The sequence below is a fragment of the Caballeronia sp. LZ035 genome, assembly GCF_031451175.1.
GTDB lineage: Bacteria > Pseudomonadota > Gammaproteobacteria > Burkholderiales > Burkholderiaceae > Caballeronia.
This window is the reverse complement of record NZ_JARUXS010000001.1, coordinates 1,575,960-1,592,766: the sequence shown is the minus strand read 5'-3', so window position 1 is coordinate 1,592,766 and position 16,807 is coordinate 1,575,960. Positions and strand designations below refer to the sequence as shown.

Annotated in this window: 16 protein-coding genes; 10 read left to right on the top strand and 6 right to left on the bottom strand. The window is 66.0% G+C overall.

Translation table 11 applies throughout. The annotated features are described in order from the left end of the window. Window positions 1-268: 268 nt before the first annotated feature. The 4 genes from lplT to thiD are packed head-to-tail and all read left to right on the top strand — an operon-like array spanning window position 269 to window position 3,898. Window positions 269-1,576, top strand: coding sequence for a lysophospholipid transporter LplT (lplT, locus tag QCE88_RS07495; protein ID WP_309900578.1), 1,308 nt, complete (start codon window positions 269-271; stop codon window positions 1,574-1,576). A 36-nt stretch (window positions 1,577-1,612) separates the two neighbouring features. After that, entirely contained in the window at window positions 1,613-2,428 is an 816-nt protein-coding gene (gene thiM, locus QCE88_RS07490; protein ID WP_309900576.1) for a hydroxyethylthiazole kinase, read from the top strand. A gap of 2 nt (window positions 2,429-2,430) precedes the next feature. After that, entirely contained in the window at window positions 2,431-3,078 is a 648-nt protein-coding gene (gene thiE, locus QCE88_RS07485) for a thiamine phosphate synthase (protein ID WP_309900574.1), read from the top strand. A gap of 7 nt (window positions 3,079-3,085) precedes the next feature. Continuing rightward, window positions 3,086-3,898: a bifunctional hydroxymethylpyrimidine kinase/phosphomethylpyrimidine kinase gene (gene thiD, locus QCE88_RS07480; RefSeq protein WP_309900571.1), complete on the top strand. Its 813-nt coding sequence runs from the start codon at window positions 3,086-3,088 to the stop codon at window positions 3,896-3,898. 522 nt (window positions 3,899-4,420) lie between these two features. Here the strand turns inward: thiD and QCE88_RS07475 are convergent. Genes QCE88_RS07475 through tsaB form a run of 4 tightly spaced genes read right to left on the bottom strand, consistent with a single transcriptional unit; the run spans window position 4,421 to window position 7,821 of the window. Beyond that, complete coding sequence (locus QCE88_RS07475; protein ID WP_309900569.1) at window positions 4,421-5,404, bottom strand: DUF1853 family protein; 984 nt, start codon at window positions 5,402-5,404, stop codon at window positions 4,421-4,423. Then, window positions 5,404-6,531 carry a uracil-DNA glycosylase family protein gene (locus QCE88_RS07470; protein ID WP_309900567.1) on the bottom strand — a complete coding sequence of 376 codons (1,128 nt, stop codon included), beginning with the start codon at window positions 6,529-6,531 and terminating at the stop codon, window positions 5,404-5,406. Before QCE88_RS07470 ends, QCE88_RS07475 begins: the two co-directional genes overlap by 1 nt. Continuing rightward, window positions 6,518-7,012, bottom strand: coding sequence for a ribosomal protein S18-alanine N-acetyltransferase (gene rimI / locus QCE88_RS07465; RefSeq protein WP_309900564.1), 495 nt, complete (start codon window positions 7,010-7,012; stop codon window positions 6,518-6,520). Before rimI ends, QCE88_RS07470 begins: the two co-directional genes overlap by 14 nt. After that, complete coding sequence (gene tsaB / locus QCE88_RS07460; RefSeq protein WP_309900562.1) at window positions 7,009-7,821, bottom strand: tRNA (adenosine(37)-N6)-threonylcarbamoyltransferase complex dimerization subunit type 1 TsaB; 813 nt, start codon at window positions 7,819-7,821, stop codon at window positions 7,009-7,011. Before tsaB ends, rimI begins: the two co-directional genes overlap by 4 nt. A 169-nt stretch (window positions 7,822-7,990) precedes the next feature. On the opposite strand from tsaB, the gene QCE88_RS07455 reads away from it, so the two are divergent. The 3 genes from QCE88_RS07455 to aceA all read left to right on the top strand — a co-directional run bounded on the left by QCE88_RS07455 (window position 7,991) and on the right by aceA (window position 12,184). Then, complete coding sequence (locus tag QCE88_RS07455) at window positions 7,991-8,260, top strand: acyl-CoA-binding protein (RefSeq protein WP_309900560.1); 270 nt, start codon at window positions 7,991-7,993, stop codon at window positions 8,258-8,260. A gap of 535 nt (window positions 8,261-8,795) precedes the next feature. Further along, complete coding sequence (locus tag QCE88_RS07450; RefSeq protein WP_309900558.1) at window positions 8,796-10,481, top strand: DEAD/DEAH box helicase; 1,686 nt, start codon at window positions 8,796-8,798, stop codon at window positions 10,479-10,481. Between the two features lie 395 nt (window positions 10,482-10,876). Continuing rightward, window positions 10,877-12,184, top strand: coding sequence for an isocitrate lyase (gene aceA, locus QCE88_RS07445; RefSeq protein ID WP_309900556.1), 1,308 nt, complete (start codon window positions 10,877-10,879; stop codon window positions 12,182-12,184). A gap of 112 nt (window positions 12,185-12,296) precedes the next feature. Here aceA and QCE88_RS07440 read toward each other — a convergent pair whose 3' ends face one another. Together QCE88_RS07440 and QCE88_RS07435 are read right to left on the bottom strand one after the other, a co-directional pair. Next, complete coding sequence (locus tag QCE88_RS07440) at window positions 12,297-12,731, bottom strand: universal stress protein (protein ID WP_309900554.1); 435 nt, start codon at window positions 12,729-12,731, stop codon at window positions 12,297-12,299. A gap of 102 nt (window positions 12,732-12,833) precedes the next feature. Beyond that, window positions 12,834-13,748 (bottom strand): LysR family transcriptional regulator, encoded by a 915-nt coding sequence (locus QCE88_RS07435; RefSeq protein ID WP_309900552.1) that lies wholly within the window; start codon window positions 13,746-13,748, stop codon window positions 12,834-12,836. Window positions 13,749-13,886: 138 nt separating this feature from the next. Between QCE88_RS07435 and QCE88_RS07430 the strand changes: the two genes are divergently transcribed. From QCE88_RS07430 to QCE88_RS07420, 3 genes are all read left to right on the top strand, one after another. Then, a complete protein-coding gene (locus tag QCE88_RS07430) occupies window positions 13,887-14,708 on the top strand; it encodes a haloacid dehalogenase type II (protein WP_409018057.1) in 822 nt (273 codons plus the stop codon). A gap of 74 nt (window positions 14,709-14,782) precedes the next feature. Next, window positions 14,783-16,384, top strand: coding sequence for a malate synthase A (aceB, locus tag QCE88_RS07425; RefSeq protein ID WP_309903448.1), 1,602 nt, complete (start codon window positions 14,783-14,785; stop codon window positions 16,382-16,384). A gap of 161 nt (window positions 16,385-16,545) precedes the next feature. Beyond that, entirely contained in the window at window positions 16,546-16,806 is a 261-nt protein-coding gene (locus tag QCE88_RS07420) for a DNA-binding protein (RefSeq protein WP_309831840.1), read from the top strand. Window position 16,807: the final 1 nt, after the last annotated feature.

Genomic DNA, 16,807 nt, shown 5'->3' with positions numbered 1-16,807 from the left:
GAAAGGCAATGAAGGCGGCCGGAACGGCGAGCATACGCCAGCGGGGTGCATCCCGCTGCGCCGCGCAGGCGCCTTGCGAATCAGTAAGTTATGACGAATCTCCGGGACGAGCGTGCCTTTTCGACCGTCATCGAGATTACTGCTAGTCAGAATGCACCTATTTTCGTGTTATAAAGCCGTGCGCACAACCCATTTCGAAAGGCATAAGCCCGGTCACACACGACGTGCCCGGGGCGGATCACCCGCAGTGAGGAAAGCTTCGGATCAGATGAAAAAAGGTTTTTACACCATCATGGCCGCGCAGTTTTTTTCATCGCTGGCCGACAACGCTTTACTGATCGCTGCCATCGCACTGCTGAAAGACCTTCACGCCCCGAACTGGATGACGCCGCTGCTCAAGCTGTTCTTCGTCCTCTCGTACGTGGTGCTCGCGGCCTTCGTCGGCGCCTTCGCGGATTCCCGGCCCAAGGGTCACGTGATGTTCGTGACCAACTCCATCAAGGTGGTCGGCTGCATCACCATGCTGGTCGGCGCGCATCCGCTGCTCGCGTACGGTATCGTCGGCTTCGGCGCCGCCGCCTACTCGCCCGCCAAGTACGGCATTCTCACCGAACTCCTGCCGCCCGACCGCCTGGTGGCGGCAAACGGCTGGATCGAAGGCACGACGGTCGGCTCCATCATTCTCGGCACCGTGATGGGCGGCGCGCTCATCAGTCCGCATATCGCGAGTCACCTGCTGTCGCTGAACATTCCGCGCATCCACACGCCCGCCGAAGCCGCGATGCTCGTCATCATGCTGATGTACGTGATCGCCGCGATGTTCAACCTGCGCATTCCCGACACCGGCGCACGCTATCCGAAACAGGAAACGCGCCCGCTCAAGCTCATCACCGACTTTGCCGACTGCTTCGTCATTCTCTGGCGCGACAAGCTCGGCCAGATTTCGCTGGCCGTCACGACGCTCTTCTGGGGCGCGGGCGCGACGCTGCAATTCATCGTACTGAAATGGGCCGAAGTCTCGCTCGGCATGACGCTGTCGCAGGCGGCCATCCTGCAGGCCGTCATCGCGGTCGGCGTGGCGGTCGGCGCCGTGCTGGCGGCGGCCCGCGTACCGCTCAAACGCTCGCTCTCAGTGCTGCCGGTCGGCATCATGATGGGCATCGCCGTCATGCTGATGGCGTTCTACACCCGCCATCTGTTTCCGGCGCACTGGGGCATCTACTTCGGCAAACTGCACTTCCCGGGCTATCTGCTGATCGCCTATCTGTTCCTGATGGTGGTCGGCGGACTGTCGGGCTTCTTTGTCGTGCCGATGAACGCGCTGCTCCAGCATCGCGGTCACGTGCTGCTCTCGGCGGGGCATTCGATTGCCGTGCAGAACTTCAACGAGAACCTCTCCGTGCTCGTCATGCTGTGCCTGTATGCGGTGCTCGTCTGGCTCGACATGCCGATCCAGTTCGTCATCGTCATGTTCGGCTCGTTCGTCTGCCTCATGATGTATTTTGTGATGCGCCGGCATCAGGCCAACCAGCGCGCGTTCGATTCGGTCGCGCTGATCGGCGAGGCGCGGCACTGATGCGTCACTGACGCGCCGCTTCATCCCACTCCCGTCATGCTCGCCGCCGACCTCTTCGCCTTCGTTTCCCGTGTGCGCGAGCGCGCCCCGCTGGTGCATTGCCTGACGAATCTCGTCGTCACCAACTTCACGGCCAACGTGCTGCTCGCGATCGGCGCTGCTCCGGCGATGGTCGTCGCGCGCGAGGAAGTCGCCGAGTTCGCGCCCATCGCGCAGGCGCTGTCGGTCAATCTCGGCACGCTCGACGTACCGCAGACGCGCGCGATCCGCGCCGCCGTGGACGCCGCCAACGCCGCCGGCACGCCGTGGATCCTCGATCCCGTCGCGGTCGGGCCGCTCGCATTCCGCACTGAATTCGCGCTCGACCTGCTCGATGCCAAACCCGCGGTGATCCGCGGCAACGCGTCCGAGATCATCAGTCTGTCGGGCGGCGCGGCAAGCGGACGCGGCGTGGACAGCACCGCCGCCACCGACGCCGCGCTCGATGCCGCCCAGGTGCTCGCGCTCAGGACGCAGGCCGTGGTTGCCGTGACGGGCCAGACCGACTACGTGACCGATGGCCGCCGCGTGATCGCGCTCTCGAACGGCTCGCCCTTGATGACACGCGTGACGGGCGTCGGCTGCGCGCTGTCGGCGACGGTCGCGGCGTTCGTCGGCACCGCATCCGACTCCAGCGAATTCTGGGCCGCGACCGTCGCCGCGGTCGCGTATTCGACCATCGCCGGAGAACTCGCCGCGCGCGACGCCGCCCTGCCCGGCAGCTTCGCGGTCGCGTATCTGGACCGGCTCGCGTCGCTGGATCAGGCTGCGTTTGGCCAGACGCTCGTGCAGCGCGATATCGTCGCGAGTTGATCATGCGCACGGCCTTCGACCTGTCGCTCTATCTCGTGCTCGATCCGGTGCAATGCGGCGGCCACGACGCGGCCGTGCACGTCGCGCGCGCGGCGCTCGAAGGCGGCGCGACGCTCGTGCAACTGCGCGCGCCCGAGTGGCACAAGCGCGCGTGGTTCGACCTCGCGTGCGCGATCCTGCCGCTGACGCGCGCGCACGGCGTGCCCTTTGTCATCAACGATCACGTCGATGTCGCGCTCGCCGCCGGCGCCGATGGCGTGCATGTCGGTCAGCGCGACCTGCCGGCCGCCGTCGTTCGACACATGCTCGGGCCCGATGCGTTGATCGGGTTGTCGGTGTCGAACCTGCAGGAAACCGCCGAGGCCGACGCGCTCGCCGGCGTCATCGATTACCTGGGCGCGGGTCCGGTCTACGCGACGCCGACCAAAGCCGACGCTTCCCCGCCATGCGGCATCGACGGCCTCGCGGCCATCCGCGCCGCCGCGCGCTTTCCGACTGTGGCGATCGGCGGCATCCAGGCGCACAACGCCGCCGACGTGCTGCGCGCCCGGCCCGCCGGGCTGGCCGTGGTATCGGCGATCTGCCGGGCCGCGGATCCGCGTGAAGCCGCAGCGGCCCTGCGCGCCACGATCGCCCGCGCTCCAACCTGAATCCGCCATGTCCGCCATCCAAACCATTCCCAATGTGCTCACGATCGCCGGTTCCGACTCGGGCGGCGGCGCGGGCATCCAGGCCGATCTCAAGGCCTTCTCCGCGCTCGGCGCCTACGGGGCGAGCGTCATCACGGCGCTGACCGCGCAGAACACGCGCGGCGTCACGGCAGTCCATGCGCCGGAGCCGTCGTTCATCGGCGCGCAACTGGACGCCGTGTTCGACGACATCCGCATCGACGCGGTCAAGATCGGCATGCTGGCGAACGCGGGCATCGTGCGCGCGGTCGCCGAGGCGTTGCGGCGTTACCAGCCGAAGCATGTCGTGCTCGACACCGTGATGATCTCGAAAAGCCATCATGCGTTGCTGGCGCCGGAAGCCGTCGCGGCGTTGCGTGAGGAACTGCTGCCGCTCGCGACGCTCGTCACGCCGAATCTGCCCGAAGCGGCCGCGTTGCTCGGCACCGAATCCGCCGCCGACGAAGACGCGATGGTCCGACAAGGCGAAGCGCTGCGCGCGCTCGGCGCGCAGGCCGTGCTGATGAAAGGCGGCCATCTGGTATCGACGGAAAGCCCGGACTGGCTCATCGAGGCATCCGGCGCGCTGCGGCTCGGCGGCGTGCGCGTGCCGCTCAGGAACACGCATGGCACGGGCTGTACGCTGTCGTCGGCGATCGCGGCGCTGCTGGCGCGTAGCGGCGATCTGGCGAGCGCTACTTCCGAGGCCAAGCGTTATCTCACCGGCGCGATCGAGGCGAGCGGACAACTCGACGTGGGCCACGGCGTCGGGCCGGTGCATCATTTCTTCCGCTGGTGGTGAGTCGCGGCTTGGTTGACGGGTGAGTCAGACCACCTTTCGAGCGAACTCACGCGCCGCGTCCGGCCATCCGTCCTGCACGATGAAGCCGCGCGATTCCTCCATCCACTCGTCGGCTTCATCGCGCGCGCAAGTGGCAATCATCGTCGGCGTTGCCGCGTGGAAGTGACCTGCACGTGAATCGGCGGGTGAGTCAGACTGCCTGTCGCGCGAACTCACGCGCCGCGTCCAGCCATCCGTCCTGCACGATGAAGCCGCGCGATTCGTCCATCCACTCCTCAGCTTCGTTGCGCCCGTACGTGGCAATCATCGTCGGCGTTGCCGCGTGGAAGTGACCTGCACGTGAATCGGCAAGGGAGTCAGACCGTTTGTCGGGCAAAGGCGCGTGCCGCGTTCAGCCATTCGTCCGGCACGATGAAACCGCGCAACGCCTCCATCCACTCCTCGGCTTCGTTGCGAGCGTAAGTAGCGATGATCGTCGGCGTTGCGGCGTGGGGATGACCTGCGCCTGAATGGGCGGGAGAGTCAGACCGTTGGTCGGGCGAAGGCGCGTGCCGCGTCCGGCCATCCGTCCGGCACGATGAAGCCGCGCGATTCCTCCATCCACTCCCCGGCTTCGTTGCGCGCGTAAGTGGCGATCATCGTCGGCGTTGCGGCATGAGCAAGGCGCAGGGCAATCTGGTCCGATTCGGCCACGAGCGCGGCCGCCGCCGCCGCATCGATCCGGCGCGACGCCAGCCACGCCATGCGCGGCTGCACGACCCACGCGCGTTCGTCGTGCGAAGACGCGGCACGCGCCGCGCGCCATTCCGACGCCGTCAGCCACCAGCCGCGCACATGGTTCGCGCCGATCTCCGGCGCTGGCATGACCGCTTCGTCATGCAGGCCGTGATAGAAGAGCCGGCCCTTGATGAAGGATTGCGCCCGCCAGGGGCCGTCGAAGCCGAGCACCGCGAATTCCGCGCGCGTGGTCAGCCCGAGCTGATGCGTGAGCAGACGCGCGTGCTTGAGATCGAAGCGATCCTGCAGGTTCGGGCCGACATAATCGGACAGTCGCGCGGCATCAGCGGCGTCGGTCGAATCGTCGCCGATATGCAGATAGAACTTCACCGCCAGTTCCCAGTGCAGCTTCGCGCCGTTCGCGGCTTCGAGCAGAAAGTCGCATTCGCCGATGGTCTGGCGCTGCCGCCGCACCGGCACGTTCGCCGCGACGAGACGCGCGGTCGGCCCATGAACGAGAAAATAGCGCAGCAGACTTTCCGCATAGATGCCGAGGCGGGTGAAGCGCGGGTCGCGCGCGTGCTCGTGCAGGCTCTGCGGCGCGGCGTCGAGTTGCTGGAGCCACGCGAGCGTCGCGTCGTATTCGGCGGGGGACGCGATCGGCCGCGCCCGTTCCGCATCCACGCCGCTCAACAAGTCCGGCGCGAACAGCAACCAGGCGAGGTCGCGCACGGTGACGTCGTCGAAACGTTCGACGAGACGCGTCAGTTCGCTCGCCGTGACCGCCATCAGCGGCCGCCCTTCCCCGAGCCTTGCCGCGCCCCTTCGTCGGCGCCCGGCTGGACGCCAAGCGCCGTGAGCGCGTCGCGATGGGTCGCACGCGCGAGACAGAGATCGGCCCAGGCTTTCGACTTGTCCTGCAGACTGCGCAGCAGATAGGCCGGGTGATACGTGACGATCACCGGTACACCCTGATACGCGTGCACGCGACCTCGCAACGACGCAATGCTGGCGTCGCTCTTGAGAAGACTTTGCGCGGCGAAGCGTCCCATCGCGACGATCACCTTCGGCTTCACCAGTGCCACCTGCCGTTGCAGATACGGCTCGCAGCGCGCGACTTCATCGGGCTCGGGGTTGCGGTTGCCGGGCGGACGGCACTTGATCACGTTGGCGATATAGACGTTCGACACACGCGACAGCGTGAGCGCGCGCAGCATATTGTCGAGCAGCTTGCCCGCCTGGCCGACGAACGGCTCGCCCTGCTTGTCTTCGTTCTCGCCCGGGGCCTCGCCGATCAGCATCCAGTCCGCCTCGCGATCGCCGACGCCGAAGACGGTGTTCGTGCGCCGCTCGCACAAGCGGCAACGCTGGCAGTTCGCCACGCGGTCAGCAAGCGCGTCCCAGTCGAGCGTGGGGATGTCGAGGTCGCCGGGGGCGTCGGCCAGCGCGGGTTCGGGAACAGCGGGCGCTTCGTCGGCCCATGGGAGATCGTCGTAGGCGTCGAGCGGCGGGAGGTCCGGGGCGGATTGCGCGGGGGCGGACTTAGCGGGTTCGGGATCGGACTTCGCAAATTCGGACTTCGCAAGTTCGGACTTCGCGCGTTCGGACGGCGCAAGTTTGGACGGCGCGGGTTCAGAGTTCGCGAGTTCAGACCGCGCGGCGTCGGACTTGGCGTCTTCAGACTTCGCAGCTTCAACCTTCGCGCCTTCGGGCTGCACCGCTGCGTGTCGCGGCAAAGATGCACGCGCCTCCACTCGCTCCGTGGCTGGCGCCACGGCCGCCGCCATCGATTCAGCGTCACCGCCGGGCACAGCCGCGAGCGCGTCCGCCTGCATCGCGGGCGCCGTGGCCGCCGCGCGCCTGACCCACACCGGCCCGATTCCCAGCTCTTCGATCAGCGATTCACCGAGCGCCATGCGCACTCTCCTTCGTAAACGACAGACGCATGACGATTGCGTCCTCGCGCGAGCGATGCCGCGCGGGGTAATAGTTCTTGCGGCGCCCAATGGCGGTAAAACCAAAGCGCTCGTAAAGCTGGATGGCGCGCGGATTGGACGGCCGCACTTCGAGCAACACGCCTTCGAGCTTTTCAGAGCGCGTGATGCGCACCGCCTCGCGCAGCAGCGTGAGCCCGGCTCCCGCACGCTGCGCCGCCGGCGCGACGCACAGGTTCAGCAAATGCATTTCGTCGACCACCGGCATCAGCACGCAATAGCCGATCAGCGTGCCCGTCACGTGTCGCAGGCACACGCCGTAATAACCGTTGCGCAGCGAATCCTGGAAATTGCCGCGGCTCCAGGGAAACTCATAGGCGAGTTTCTCGACCGCGGCGACCTCGTCGAGGTCGGCTTCGGTCATCGGCGTGAGATACCGGTCCGCCAGCAGCACGCCGCTCACCGCAGCGCCTCCTCGCGGGCCCGCATGCGCTCAGCCGTGGTTTGCGCGACCTTGTCGCGTATGTATTCCGGCGCCGCATGTTCAGGCGCGACAGTGCGGCCCGCGCGCCACGCCCGCAAGCCGAGCAGCGCGACCGGCAAGGCATGCGGCAGCGCCTCGCGATCCACGCGCGCGGCGGCGGCAAGCGCAGGCAGCCGCTCGCCGAACGCCGCCGCGGCGTTGCCGGCCAGCGTGAACGGCACGTCGGGTAGCGCGAGCGCGCCGGGCGCATCGAGCGCGGCCGGATGCAGCGTGCGCCACTCGTCCGACGCGGCGTCGTAGGCATAGTCGGCCCAGTAGACCTCGTCCATGCGCGCATCGAGCGCGGCAAGCACGCGCTGCGGCGCGGCGGGATCGTGCAGGCGCGCCGCTTCGGCACAGGCGAGCAGCGTGCTCACCGGCACCACCGGCACATTCAGTCCGAACGCCAGTCCTTGCGCCACGCCGGTTGCCGTGCGCAGGCCGGTAAACGACCCCGGACCCGCACCGAACGCGATGGCGCCACAATCCGCGAGCGCGAGGCCCGCGTCGTCGAACAGTTCGCGCACCGCAGGCAACAGGCGCGTGCTGGACACCGCGCCGGTCGCCTCGTGGCGGAACCAGATGCGCACCGCGCCGCTCGCATACTGCGGCGCGACGGCGGACGGGGTGACTGCATCAGGGAAAGCAGGAGCGGAATCGGCGAGTAGCAGCGCGACTGAGCAGAACTCGGTCGAGGTGTCGAGAGCCAGCAGGGCCGTGCGGGCTGTACTTATGGCAGTGCGTGTCATAGCCGGTATTGTAATGCGACACCTGCGCCGGTTTCGCGGCATCGACGCTCACAGCGGGTGTCGCGCGCGTCTGGAAGGCGTGCTCGGTTCGAAGAATGCCTCGACAGGCAGAGCGCGTGTCGCTTGTTAAGATCGACCGCAGCCTTTTTTCAACCCGAATGGAGCACGCATGACCGAGATCGAGCAGCAATTCACGCAGGCCCAAACCGACGTCACCGAGTTGCCCGAGCGGCCCGGCAACCTCACGCTGCTGCGCCTGTATGCGCTATTCAAACAGGGCAGCCTCGGCGACATCCAGGGCGAAAAGCCCGGCTTCACCGATATCGCCGGCAAGTTCAAGTTCGAAGCCTGGGAAGCGTTGAAAGGCACGCCCGCGGACGAAGCCAAGGCGCGCTACGTCGAGCTGGTCGAATCGTTGAAACGCGGCGAAGCGGCCTGAGCCTTCGCGCGTTGCTGCGTCAGGCCGATGCGTCAGGCCGGTGCGTCATTCAGGCGCGTGGATTCCCCGAAACGAACCGCATCGCGCCCTCTCGTGCCCGCCCCTGGCGCGCCCATGCGCCAAAACGGCGTCAAAATCTGGCGCGGTGCAGCATATTCCTATATACTTGCGGCTCTGTGTCCTGCGGCTGGATGTCCGGCTTCTCAGCCAGGTCTCTCGCGGCAAGGCACATCGTAGCGTTTCGCCCCAATCCAGTTTAGAAACTGTCCCCTCCCTGCTAGGCCGTTTTGCGTTGCTTTGCACGCAGTCAGTGTCCCCGGCCCGTCATGCATCAGGCTGACGTCAGCGCCCATCGCTCGGTTCCGGCCGAACGGGCCTGCCGTATCCGATACAGCTTCTAACCAAGATACTCGCCGCCCGTTCGCGCGAGTGGCCTTCGTTTTTCGATTTGCTCGCTGTTTTTTCGCTCGCTGAATCCAACGACTTGGGTATGCCGATTGGCGCCGACGCCTTATTCCTCGTTTCAAGGATCGACATGACTTCGAGCTTCACCGCTAGCCCGTTGGACAACCTCGCAGCAGACATTGGCCTCACCCCCACGACCGACGCTCCGGCCGCGCCCGTCGCAGCCGCCGCTCCGGCGGTCGAAGCGCCCACCGGCCCCACTTTCGAATCGCTCGGTCTTTCGGCCGACATCATCTCCGCATTGACCGCGGCGGGCTACGTCAACCCGACGCCCGTGCAGCAGCGCGCGATTCCCGCCGCGCTCGCCGGCCGCGACCTGCTCGTCTCCAGCCCGACCGGTTCGGGCAAGACGGCGGCGTTCATGCTGCCCGCCATCGAGAAGTTCTCGCAGATGCAAAAGCTGGAAGCCCAGCAACCGCGCGAACCGCGTGACCCGAACGCCCAGCGCGGCCGTCGTCCGCAGCCGATCGCGCGTCCGAAGCTGCTCGTGCTGACGCCCACCCGCGAACTCGCGATGCAAGTCTCGACCGCCGCGTCCACGTACGGCAAGCACCTGCGCCGCCTGCGCACCGTCAGCATCCTCGGCGGTGTCGCGTACGGTCAGCAACTGATGCTGCTCGCGAAGAACCCCGAGATTCTCGTCGCCACGCCGGGCCGCCTGATCGATCACCTCGAACGCGGCCGCATCGACCTGTCCGAACTCAACATGCTCGTGCTCGACGAAGCCGACCGCATGCTCGACATGGGCTTCATCGACGACATCGAGACGATCGTCGCCGCTACGCCTGCCTCGCGCCAGACGCTGCTGTTCTCGGCCACCATCGACGGCAAGATCAGCTCGCTGACCGGCCGCCTGCTGAAGGACCCGGAGCGCATCGAGATCGTGCAGAAGCTCGAAGCGAAGAGCAACATCGCGCAAACCGTGCACTATGTGGATGACCGCGATCACAAGGACCGCCTGCTCGATCACCTGCTGCGCGACGACGCGCTGGACCAGGCAATCGTCTTCACGGCGACCAAGAGCGATGCCGACCTGATCGCCAACCGTCTCGCCGACGCCGGTTTCGAATCCGCCGCGCTGCACGGTGACCTGCCGCAAGGCGCGCGCAACCGCACCATCCGCGCGCTGCGCGAGCGCCGCGTGCGCGTGCTGGTGGCCACCGACGTCGCGGCTCGCGGCATCGACATTCCGGGCATCACGCACGTCTTCAACTACGACCTGCCGAAGTTCGCCGAAGACTATGTGCACCGCATCGGCCGCACCGGCCGCGCAGGCCGCAGCGGCACGGCGGTCAGCCTCGTGCATTACGCCGAAATGGGCGCGCTCAAGCGCATCGAGCGTTTCGTGCGTGCGCCGCTGCCGGTGAACGTCGTCGTCGGCTTCGAGCCGCGCAAGAGCCCGCCGAAGGGCGGTTTCGGCGGCGGCGGCCGTGGCCGTCCGGGCGGCAACGGCGGCGGCAATGGCCGGCGCTTCGGCAGTGGCGGCGGCAGCAGCAGCGGCCGTGGCTATGGCCCGAGCAACGCCAGCGGCTACGGCAACAAGCCGAGCACCGGCGCGCGTGAAGGCGGCTATCGCGGTGGCAACAGCGAAGGCGGCGGTTATCGCGGCGGCAACAGCGACGGTGGTGGCTACCGTGGCGGCAACAGCGACGGCGGCTATCGTGGTGGCAATCGCGGCGAAGGCGGCTTCGGCTCGCGCGACGGCTACAGCGCACGCCGCAACGACGGTCCGCGCGCACCGCGACGCGGCAGCTAAGCCCTGTCCATCAGGAAGCGGCCCGTGCCGCTTCTGGCTTCACAAGAAAACCGATGCCCCGCGCATCGGTTTTTTTTCGCCTTGTCGCCATATTTCACAATGCGCAATGGCCTTTTGCGTCGCAAAAGATGTGCTGCGCGGCACAAATTCGCGCGTTGCAACATAGAAAAAGTCATTTCAAGTCGTGGAATTACTCAAATAGTCCATTGATTTTTAACATTAAAAATATTCGTAGTTTCTGGTGTCAGGGGGTGTTTCAAGTGGCGCTGTTTGCCTAGACTCTTATATAAGAGTTGAGCAAACGCAAACCGCCCGACACGGCGCCCGGTGCTCAGGTCCGAGAAAGATCACCGCTTCACGAATCGCCGTTCATTCCAATCTCAAGGAGAAACGCCATGACCTCACGCCAACAACTCGCACAGCAACTCCATCAGCAATGGGAAACCGACCCGCGCTGGAAGGGCATCAAGCGCGGCTACTCGGCGGACGACGTCGTGCGCCTGCGCGGCTCAGTGCCGGTGGAACACACGCTCGCGCGCCGCGGCGCGGAGAAGCTGTGGGCGTCGATCAACGAAGAGCCGTTCGTCAACGCGCTCGGCGCGCTGACCGGCAATCAAGCGATGCAGCAGGTCAAGGCCGGCCTGAAGGCCATCTATCTGTCGGGCTGGCAGGTGGCGGGCGATGCCAACGTCGCCGGCGAAATGTATCCGGATCAGTCGCTGTATCCGGCCAATTCGGTGCCGCTCGTCGTCAAGCGCATCAACAACACGCTGACGCGTGCCGACCAGATCCAGTGGTCGGAAGGCAAGAATCCGGGCGACGAAGGCTATCTCGACTACTTCGCGCCGATCGTGGCCGATGCCGAAGCCGGTTTCGGCGGCGTGCTCAACGCGTTCGAACTGATGAAGGCGATGATCGAAGCCGGCGCGGCGGGCGTGCACTTCGAGGATCAGCTGGCTTCCGTCAAGAAGTGCGGCCACATGGGTGGCAAGGTGCTCGTGCCGACCCGTGAGAACGTCGCAAAGCTGACGGCCGCGCGTCTCGCCGCCGACGTCTGCGGCACGCCGACACTGCTGATCGCGCGTACCGATGCCGAAGCCGCCGATCTCGTCACCTCCGACGTCGACGACAACGACAAGCCGTTCCTCACCGGCGAGCGCACCGTGGAAGGCTTCTTCCGCACCAGGCCGGGCCTGGAACAGGCGGTGTCGCGCGGACTCGCCTACGCGCCCTACGCGGATCTCGTGTGGTGCGAGACGGGCAAGCCGGACCTCGAATACGCGAAGAAATTCGCCGAGGCGATCCACAAGCAGTTCCCGGGCAAGATGCTCTCGTACAACTGTTCGCCGTCGTTCAACTGGAAAAAGAATCTCGACGACGCGACCATCGCGAAGTTCCAGCGCGAGCTCGGTGCGATGGGCTACAAGTTCCAGTTCATCACGCTCGCGGGTTTCCACGCGCTGAACTACTCGATGTTCAACCTCGCGCACGGCTACGCCCGCTCGCAGATGAGCGCGTTCGTCGAATTGCAGCAGGCCGAGTTCGCCGCCGCCGACAGGGGCTTCACCGCGGTCAAGCATCAGCGCGAAGTGGGCACCGGCTATTTCGACGCGGTCACGCAGACCGTCGAGCGCGACGCTTCGACCACCGCGCTGCACGGCTCGACGGAAGACGAGCAGTTCTTCGACAAGAAGGTTGCCTGACTTGCACGTTGACCATCACGCAGTAACAGGCTGAATCAGGGAGCGTAGTGAAGAAAAGCAGCGGCCGCCGCCTCGCGAAAGCGGGCGGCGGCCGCTGCGCAATGGCAGGTCCTCAGCGATACACGATCACAGGAATCTTGGTATGCGTGAGCACGCGCTGCGTCTCGCTGCCGATCAACAGGCTGCCGAGCCCGCGGCGTCCGTGCGACGCCATCAGGATGACGTCACAGCCGTTCTGCTCAGCCGCTTCGATGATGCCGATATACGGCGCCGCCTCGATGCTCGTGACGCCGTTGCAAGGCACGCCTGCATCGTCGGCGGCGCGCATCACCGCATCCAGATGCTCGCGGGCTTCGTTCTCGGCGCGGGCGTGGAAGTCGTCGGGCGGCTCGACTGCAACATCCGCGAACGGCGAATACGGATATTGCGGCAGACACGCATAAGCCGTGATGCGCGCGTTAACGGATTGCGCGAGGTCGATCGCGCCGTCGATGGCCTTCTGCGACAGCTCGGAGCCGTCGGTCGGCACCAGGATGTGCTTGAACATGGCGTCCTCCTCCGAACGTCGGGGCACGCTTCATTGTAGTCAGGGCCGCGCGGCCGCGAGACGTTTCGCGCCGGACTGCCCGGCCTGCCCGAGCGAACGTTTCTACTGCGCCTCGTCCCCCCAATACCCTGGAGCGTTGTACGTATGCTTGAGCAGATCGAGGAACAGGCGCACCCGCAACGGCAGATGCCGGCGCTGCGGAAACACCGCGTGAATGCCGATGGGCGGCGCGGCGAAGCCTTCGAGCACGCTCACGAGCCGTCCCTCGCCGATATCGTCGCCCACCTCCCACCACGAGCGCCACGCGAGCCCGCGTCCTTCCAGACACCATTCGTGCAGGACCGCGCCGTCGGAACACTCCATCGTGCCGGACACCTTGATCGTCACGACGCGGCCGTCCTGCTGGAACACCCAGCCGCGCTGCTGATTCGCCGATGCTCCGAGCGCCAGGCAGTTGTGCTGCGCGAGCGCGGCGAGATCGGCGGGCGTGCCGCGGCGCGCCAGATAGTCCGGCGACGCGACGCACACGCGCCGGTTCTCGCCGAGCTTCAGCGACACCAGCGACGAATCCGGCAACTCGCCCAGCCGCACCGCGCAGTCGAAACCTTCATTGACGAGGTCGACCATGCGGTCGGTCAGGTCGAGGCTCACCGACACATCCGGATGCTGCGCCGTGAAGCGCGGCACCAGCGACGCCACATGGCGCCGGCCGAAGCCCGCCGGCGCCGACACGCGCAAGTGCCCGCTCGCCTTCACGCCGCCCGCCGACACGCTCGCCTCGGCGTTCTGCATGTCGTTGATGATGCGCTGGCAATCCTCCAGGAACGCCGAGCCTTCGAAGGTCAGCGTGATCCTGCGCGTGGTGCGCACCAGCAGCTTGACGCCGAGACGCTCTTCCAGCGCATCGAGCCGGCGTCCGATCACCGCGGGCGCGATGCCTTCCGCCTGTGCCGCCGCCGAGAGGCTGCCCTTCGCCGCGACCGCGGCGAAGGTTTCTATCTGCTTGAACCGATCCATGCGCTTTTGTCGTCATTGAGGAAGCCCGAGGACAGATTAGATACTGAAAAGTAAAAGATCAAGTGATGTTGCGGTGCTTTTTCCATCACCTGGATCACGAATAGAATCGATCCCGACCTCGATACGGAGCGCACGGCCATGTCGGCCAGAACGACACTCACCGCGACTGCGACACCCTCGTCTCTCCCCGACATGCCCCGGCTTCCGCGCGCAGTCATCTTCGACGCCTACGGCACGCTCTTCGACGTCCATTCGGTGGTCGCCGCCGCCGAACAGCTGTTTCCCGGACGCGGCGTCGCGCTGTCCCGGCTGTGGCGTCGCAAGCAGATCGAATACACACAACTGCGCACCCTCGCTGATCCGGCCGGCACGCACTACGAGCCATTCTGGAAGATCACCGTCGATGCGCTGCGCCACGCCGCCGCGCGTCTCGCGCTCGCCGACGCGCTGACCCACGCCGCCGAAAAGCGCCTGCTCGACGAATACGCGTGCCTCTCGACGTTTCCCGACATCGTGCCGGCGCTCACGGCGCTACGCGACCGCTTCAACCTGCCGCTCGCGATCCTCTCGAACGGCAGCGCACCGATGCTCGACGTCGCCGTGAAGAGCGCCGGCATGAGCGGTCTATTCGATCACGTGCTGTCCGTCGATGCCGCCCGCGCCTATCCGCCCGCCCCCGCCGCTTATGCACTCGGCACCCGTGCCTTCGATGCGCCGCCGCGCGACATCGTGTTCGTCTCGGGCAGCGGCTGGAACGTCGCGGGCGCGACCTGGTTCGGCTACACGAGTTTCTGGATCAATCGCGCGGCACTCGCGGCGGAAGAACTCGGCGTCGCGCCGCATGGACGCGGGCGCGGCATGGCGGACCTCGTCGCGTTTGTCGAAGCGAGCGCGGCGCGCCCGCCCGAGAGGGCGCGCAGCCGCACGGCGGTCAGTGTGCGCCGCGCGTCTCCGGTTTGAATCGCCACGGATTCACCCCACACAAGCCACCCAGCAAAACCGTCTGACCGACCAAGGAGAACACAATGACCTCAATTTCGAACCCGCTCACGCTGCCGAAGGGCATGGCAATCTCGGCCGACATCCAGCCGGATTTCCAGGCCATTCTGACGCCCGAGGCGCTCGAACTGGTCGCCGCGCTGCACCGTCAGTTCGAGCCGCGCCGCCAGCAATTGCTCGCGGCGCGCGTCGAACGCACCCAGCGCCTCGACGCCGGCGAGCGCCCCGATTTCCTCGACGCCACGCGCTCGATCCGCGAGAGCGACTGGACCGTCGCGCCGCTGCCGAAGGACCTGCAATGCCGCCGCGTCGAAATCACGGGTCCGGTCGAGCGCAAGATGATCATCAATGCGCTCAATTCCGGCGCCGATTCGTACATGACCGACTTCGAGGATTCGAACGCGCCGAACTGGGACAACCAGATCGTCGGCCAGATCAACCTGCGCGACGCGGTGCGCCGCACGATCTCGCTGCAGCAGAACGGCAAGTCGTACACGCTCAACGACAAGATCGCGACGCTGATCGTCCGTCCGCGCGGCTGGCATCTCGATGAAAAGCATGTGACCGTGGACGGCCAGCGCGTGTCCGGCGGCCTGTTCGACTTCGCGCTCTATCTGTTCCACAACGCACGCGAGTTGATCGTGCGCGGCAGCGGTCCTTACTTCTATCTGCCGAAGATGGAGAGCCATCTCGAAGCCCGTCTGTGGAACGATGTCTTCGTTGCGGCACAGGAAGCCGTCGGCATTCCGCGCGGCACGATTCGCGCAACCGTGCTCGTCGAGACGATTCTCGCCGCCTTCGAAATGGACGAGATCCTCTACGAACTGCGCGAGCACAGCTCGGGTTTGAACGCGGGCCGCTGGGACTACATTTTCTCGGCGATCAAGAAGTTCAAGAACGACACGGACTTCTGTCTCGCCGACCGCGCGAAGATCACGATGACCTCGCCGTTCATGCGCGCCTACGCGCTCGAACTGCTGAAGACCTGCCACAAGCGCCAGGCGCCGGCGATCGGCGGCATGTCGGCGCTGATTCCCATCAAGAACGATCCCGCGGCGAACGAGCGCGCGATGGACGGCGTGCGCTCCGACAAGACGCGTGACGCCACCGACGGCTACGACGGCGGCTGGGTCGCGCATCCGGGCCTCGTGCCGATCGCGATGAAGGCGTTCGTCGACGTGCTCGGTGACCAGCCGAACCAGATCGGCAAGCAACGCCCCGACGTCCAGGTCACCGCGCACGATCTGCTCGACTTCCGTCCGGAGGCCCCGATCACCGAAGCCGGTCTGCGCAATAACGTGAACGTCGGCATCCACTATCTCGGTTCGTGGCTGGCGGGCAATGGCTGCGTGCCAATCCACAACCTGATGGAAGACGCGGCAACCGCCGAGATCTCGCGCTCGCAAGTGTGGCAGTGGATCCGCTCGCCGAAGGGCACGCTCGACGACGGCCGCAAGGTCACGGCCGCGCTGGTGCGCGAGATCACCATCGACGAGCTGGAGAAGGTGAGAATGGCCGTCGGCGCTACGGGCACGGACACGAAGCCCTATGAACGCGCGGCGAAGATCTTCGAGGAGATGTCGACTTCGGCGGAGTTCACCGAGTTCCTGACGCTGCCCTTGTACGAGGAGATCTGAACGCGTCGTCTCCGATGACGTTTCAGCGTGCGAAAAAAAACGGCCTGCGGGCCGTTTTTTCCTTCGAGGCGCATCATGGTCCGAGCATGGCGTGTGCTACATTGCCCATCGCCTTTTTCAACGATTCAACCGTGGAGCGCACTCACCGTGCGAACGACAGCATGAGCAACATCCAGCTCGATATCGAATGGACCGAAGCGGCATCGCGCAAGATCGAAAAACTGATGCCGCGCAACGCCAACAAGGACGCGTACCTGGCGCTGCCGCCCGTCGAATGCCTGCCGATGGAAGGCGACGTGCTCTTTCTCGGCCCGGACGGCAAGCAGCAGCCGTTCATCGTCGCGGAGCGCCAGTACCATCACGAAGGCGACGCCGACTGGACCATCATCCTCATTCTCGACGTGCCGCACGACACGCACTGAC

Bases quoted from the DNA above. Each gene is read 5' to 3' on its own strand.
- lplT (WP_309900578.1), top strand. From the start codon at position 269: ATGAAAAAAGGTTTTTACACCATCATGGCCGCGCAGTTTTTTTCATCG.
- thiM (WP_309900576.1), top strand. From the start codon at position 1,613: ATGCTCGCCGCCGACCTCTTCGCCTTCGTTTCCCGTGTGCGCGAGCGC.
- thiE (WP_309900574.1), top strand. From the start codon at position 2,431: ATGCGCACGGCCTTCGACCTGTCGCTCTATCTCGTGCTCGATCCGGTG.
- thiD (WP_309900571.1), top strand. From the start codon at position 3,086: ATGTCCGCCATCCAAACCATTCCCAATGTGCTCACGATCGCCGGTTCC.
- QCE88_RS07475 (WP_309900569.1), bottom strand. From the start codon at position 5,404: ATGGCGGTCACGGCGAGCGAACTGACGCGTCTCGTCGAACGTTTCGAC.
- QCE88_RS07470 (WP_309900567.1), bottom strand. From the start codon at position 6,531: ATGGCGCTCGGTGAATCGCTGATCGAAGAGCTGGGAATCGGGCCGGTG.
- tsaB (WP_309900562.1), bottom strand. From the start codon at position 7,821: ATGACACGCACTGCCATAAGTACAGCCCGCACGGCCCTGCTGGCTCTC.
- QCE88_RS07455 (WP_309900560.1), top strand. From the start codon at position 7,991: ATGACCGAGATCGAGCAGCAATTCACGCAGGCCCAAACCGACGTCACC.
- QCE88_RS07450 (WP_309900558.1), top strand. From the start codon at position 8,796: ATGACTTCGAGCTTCACCGCTAGCCCGTTGGACAACCTCGCAGCAGAC.
- aceA (WP_309900556.1), top strand. From the start codon at position 10,877: ATGACCTCACGCCAACAACTCGCACAGCAACTCCATCAGCAATGGGAA.
- QCE88_RS07440 (WP_309900554.1), bottom strand. From the start codon at position 12,731: ATGTTCAAGCACATCCTGGTGCCGACCGACGGCTCCGAGCTGTCGCAG.
- QCE88_RS07435 (WP_309900552.1), bottom strand. From the start codon at position 13,748: ATGGATCGGTTCAAGCAGATAGAAACCTTCGCCGCGGTCGCGGCGAAG.
- QCE88_RS07430 (WP_409018057.1), top strand. From the start codon at position 13,887: ATGTCGGCCAGAACGACACTCACCGCGACTGCGACACCCTCGTCTCTC.
- QCE88_RS07420 (WP_309831840.1), top strand. From the start codon at position 16,546: ATGAGCAACATCCAGCTCGATATCGAATGGACCGAAGCGGCATCGCGC.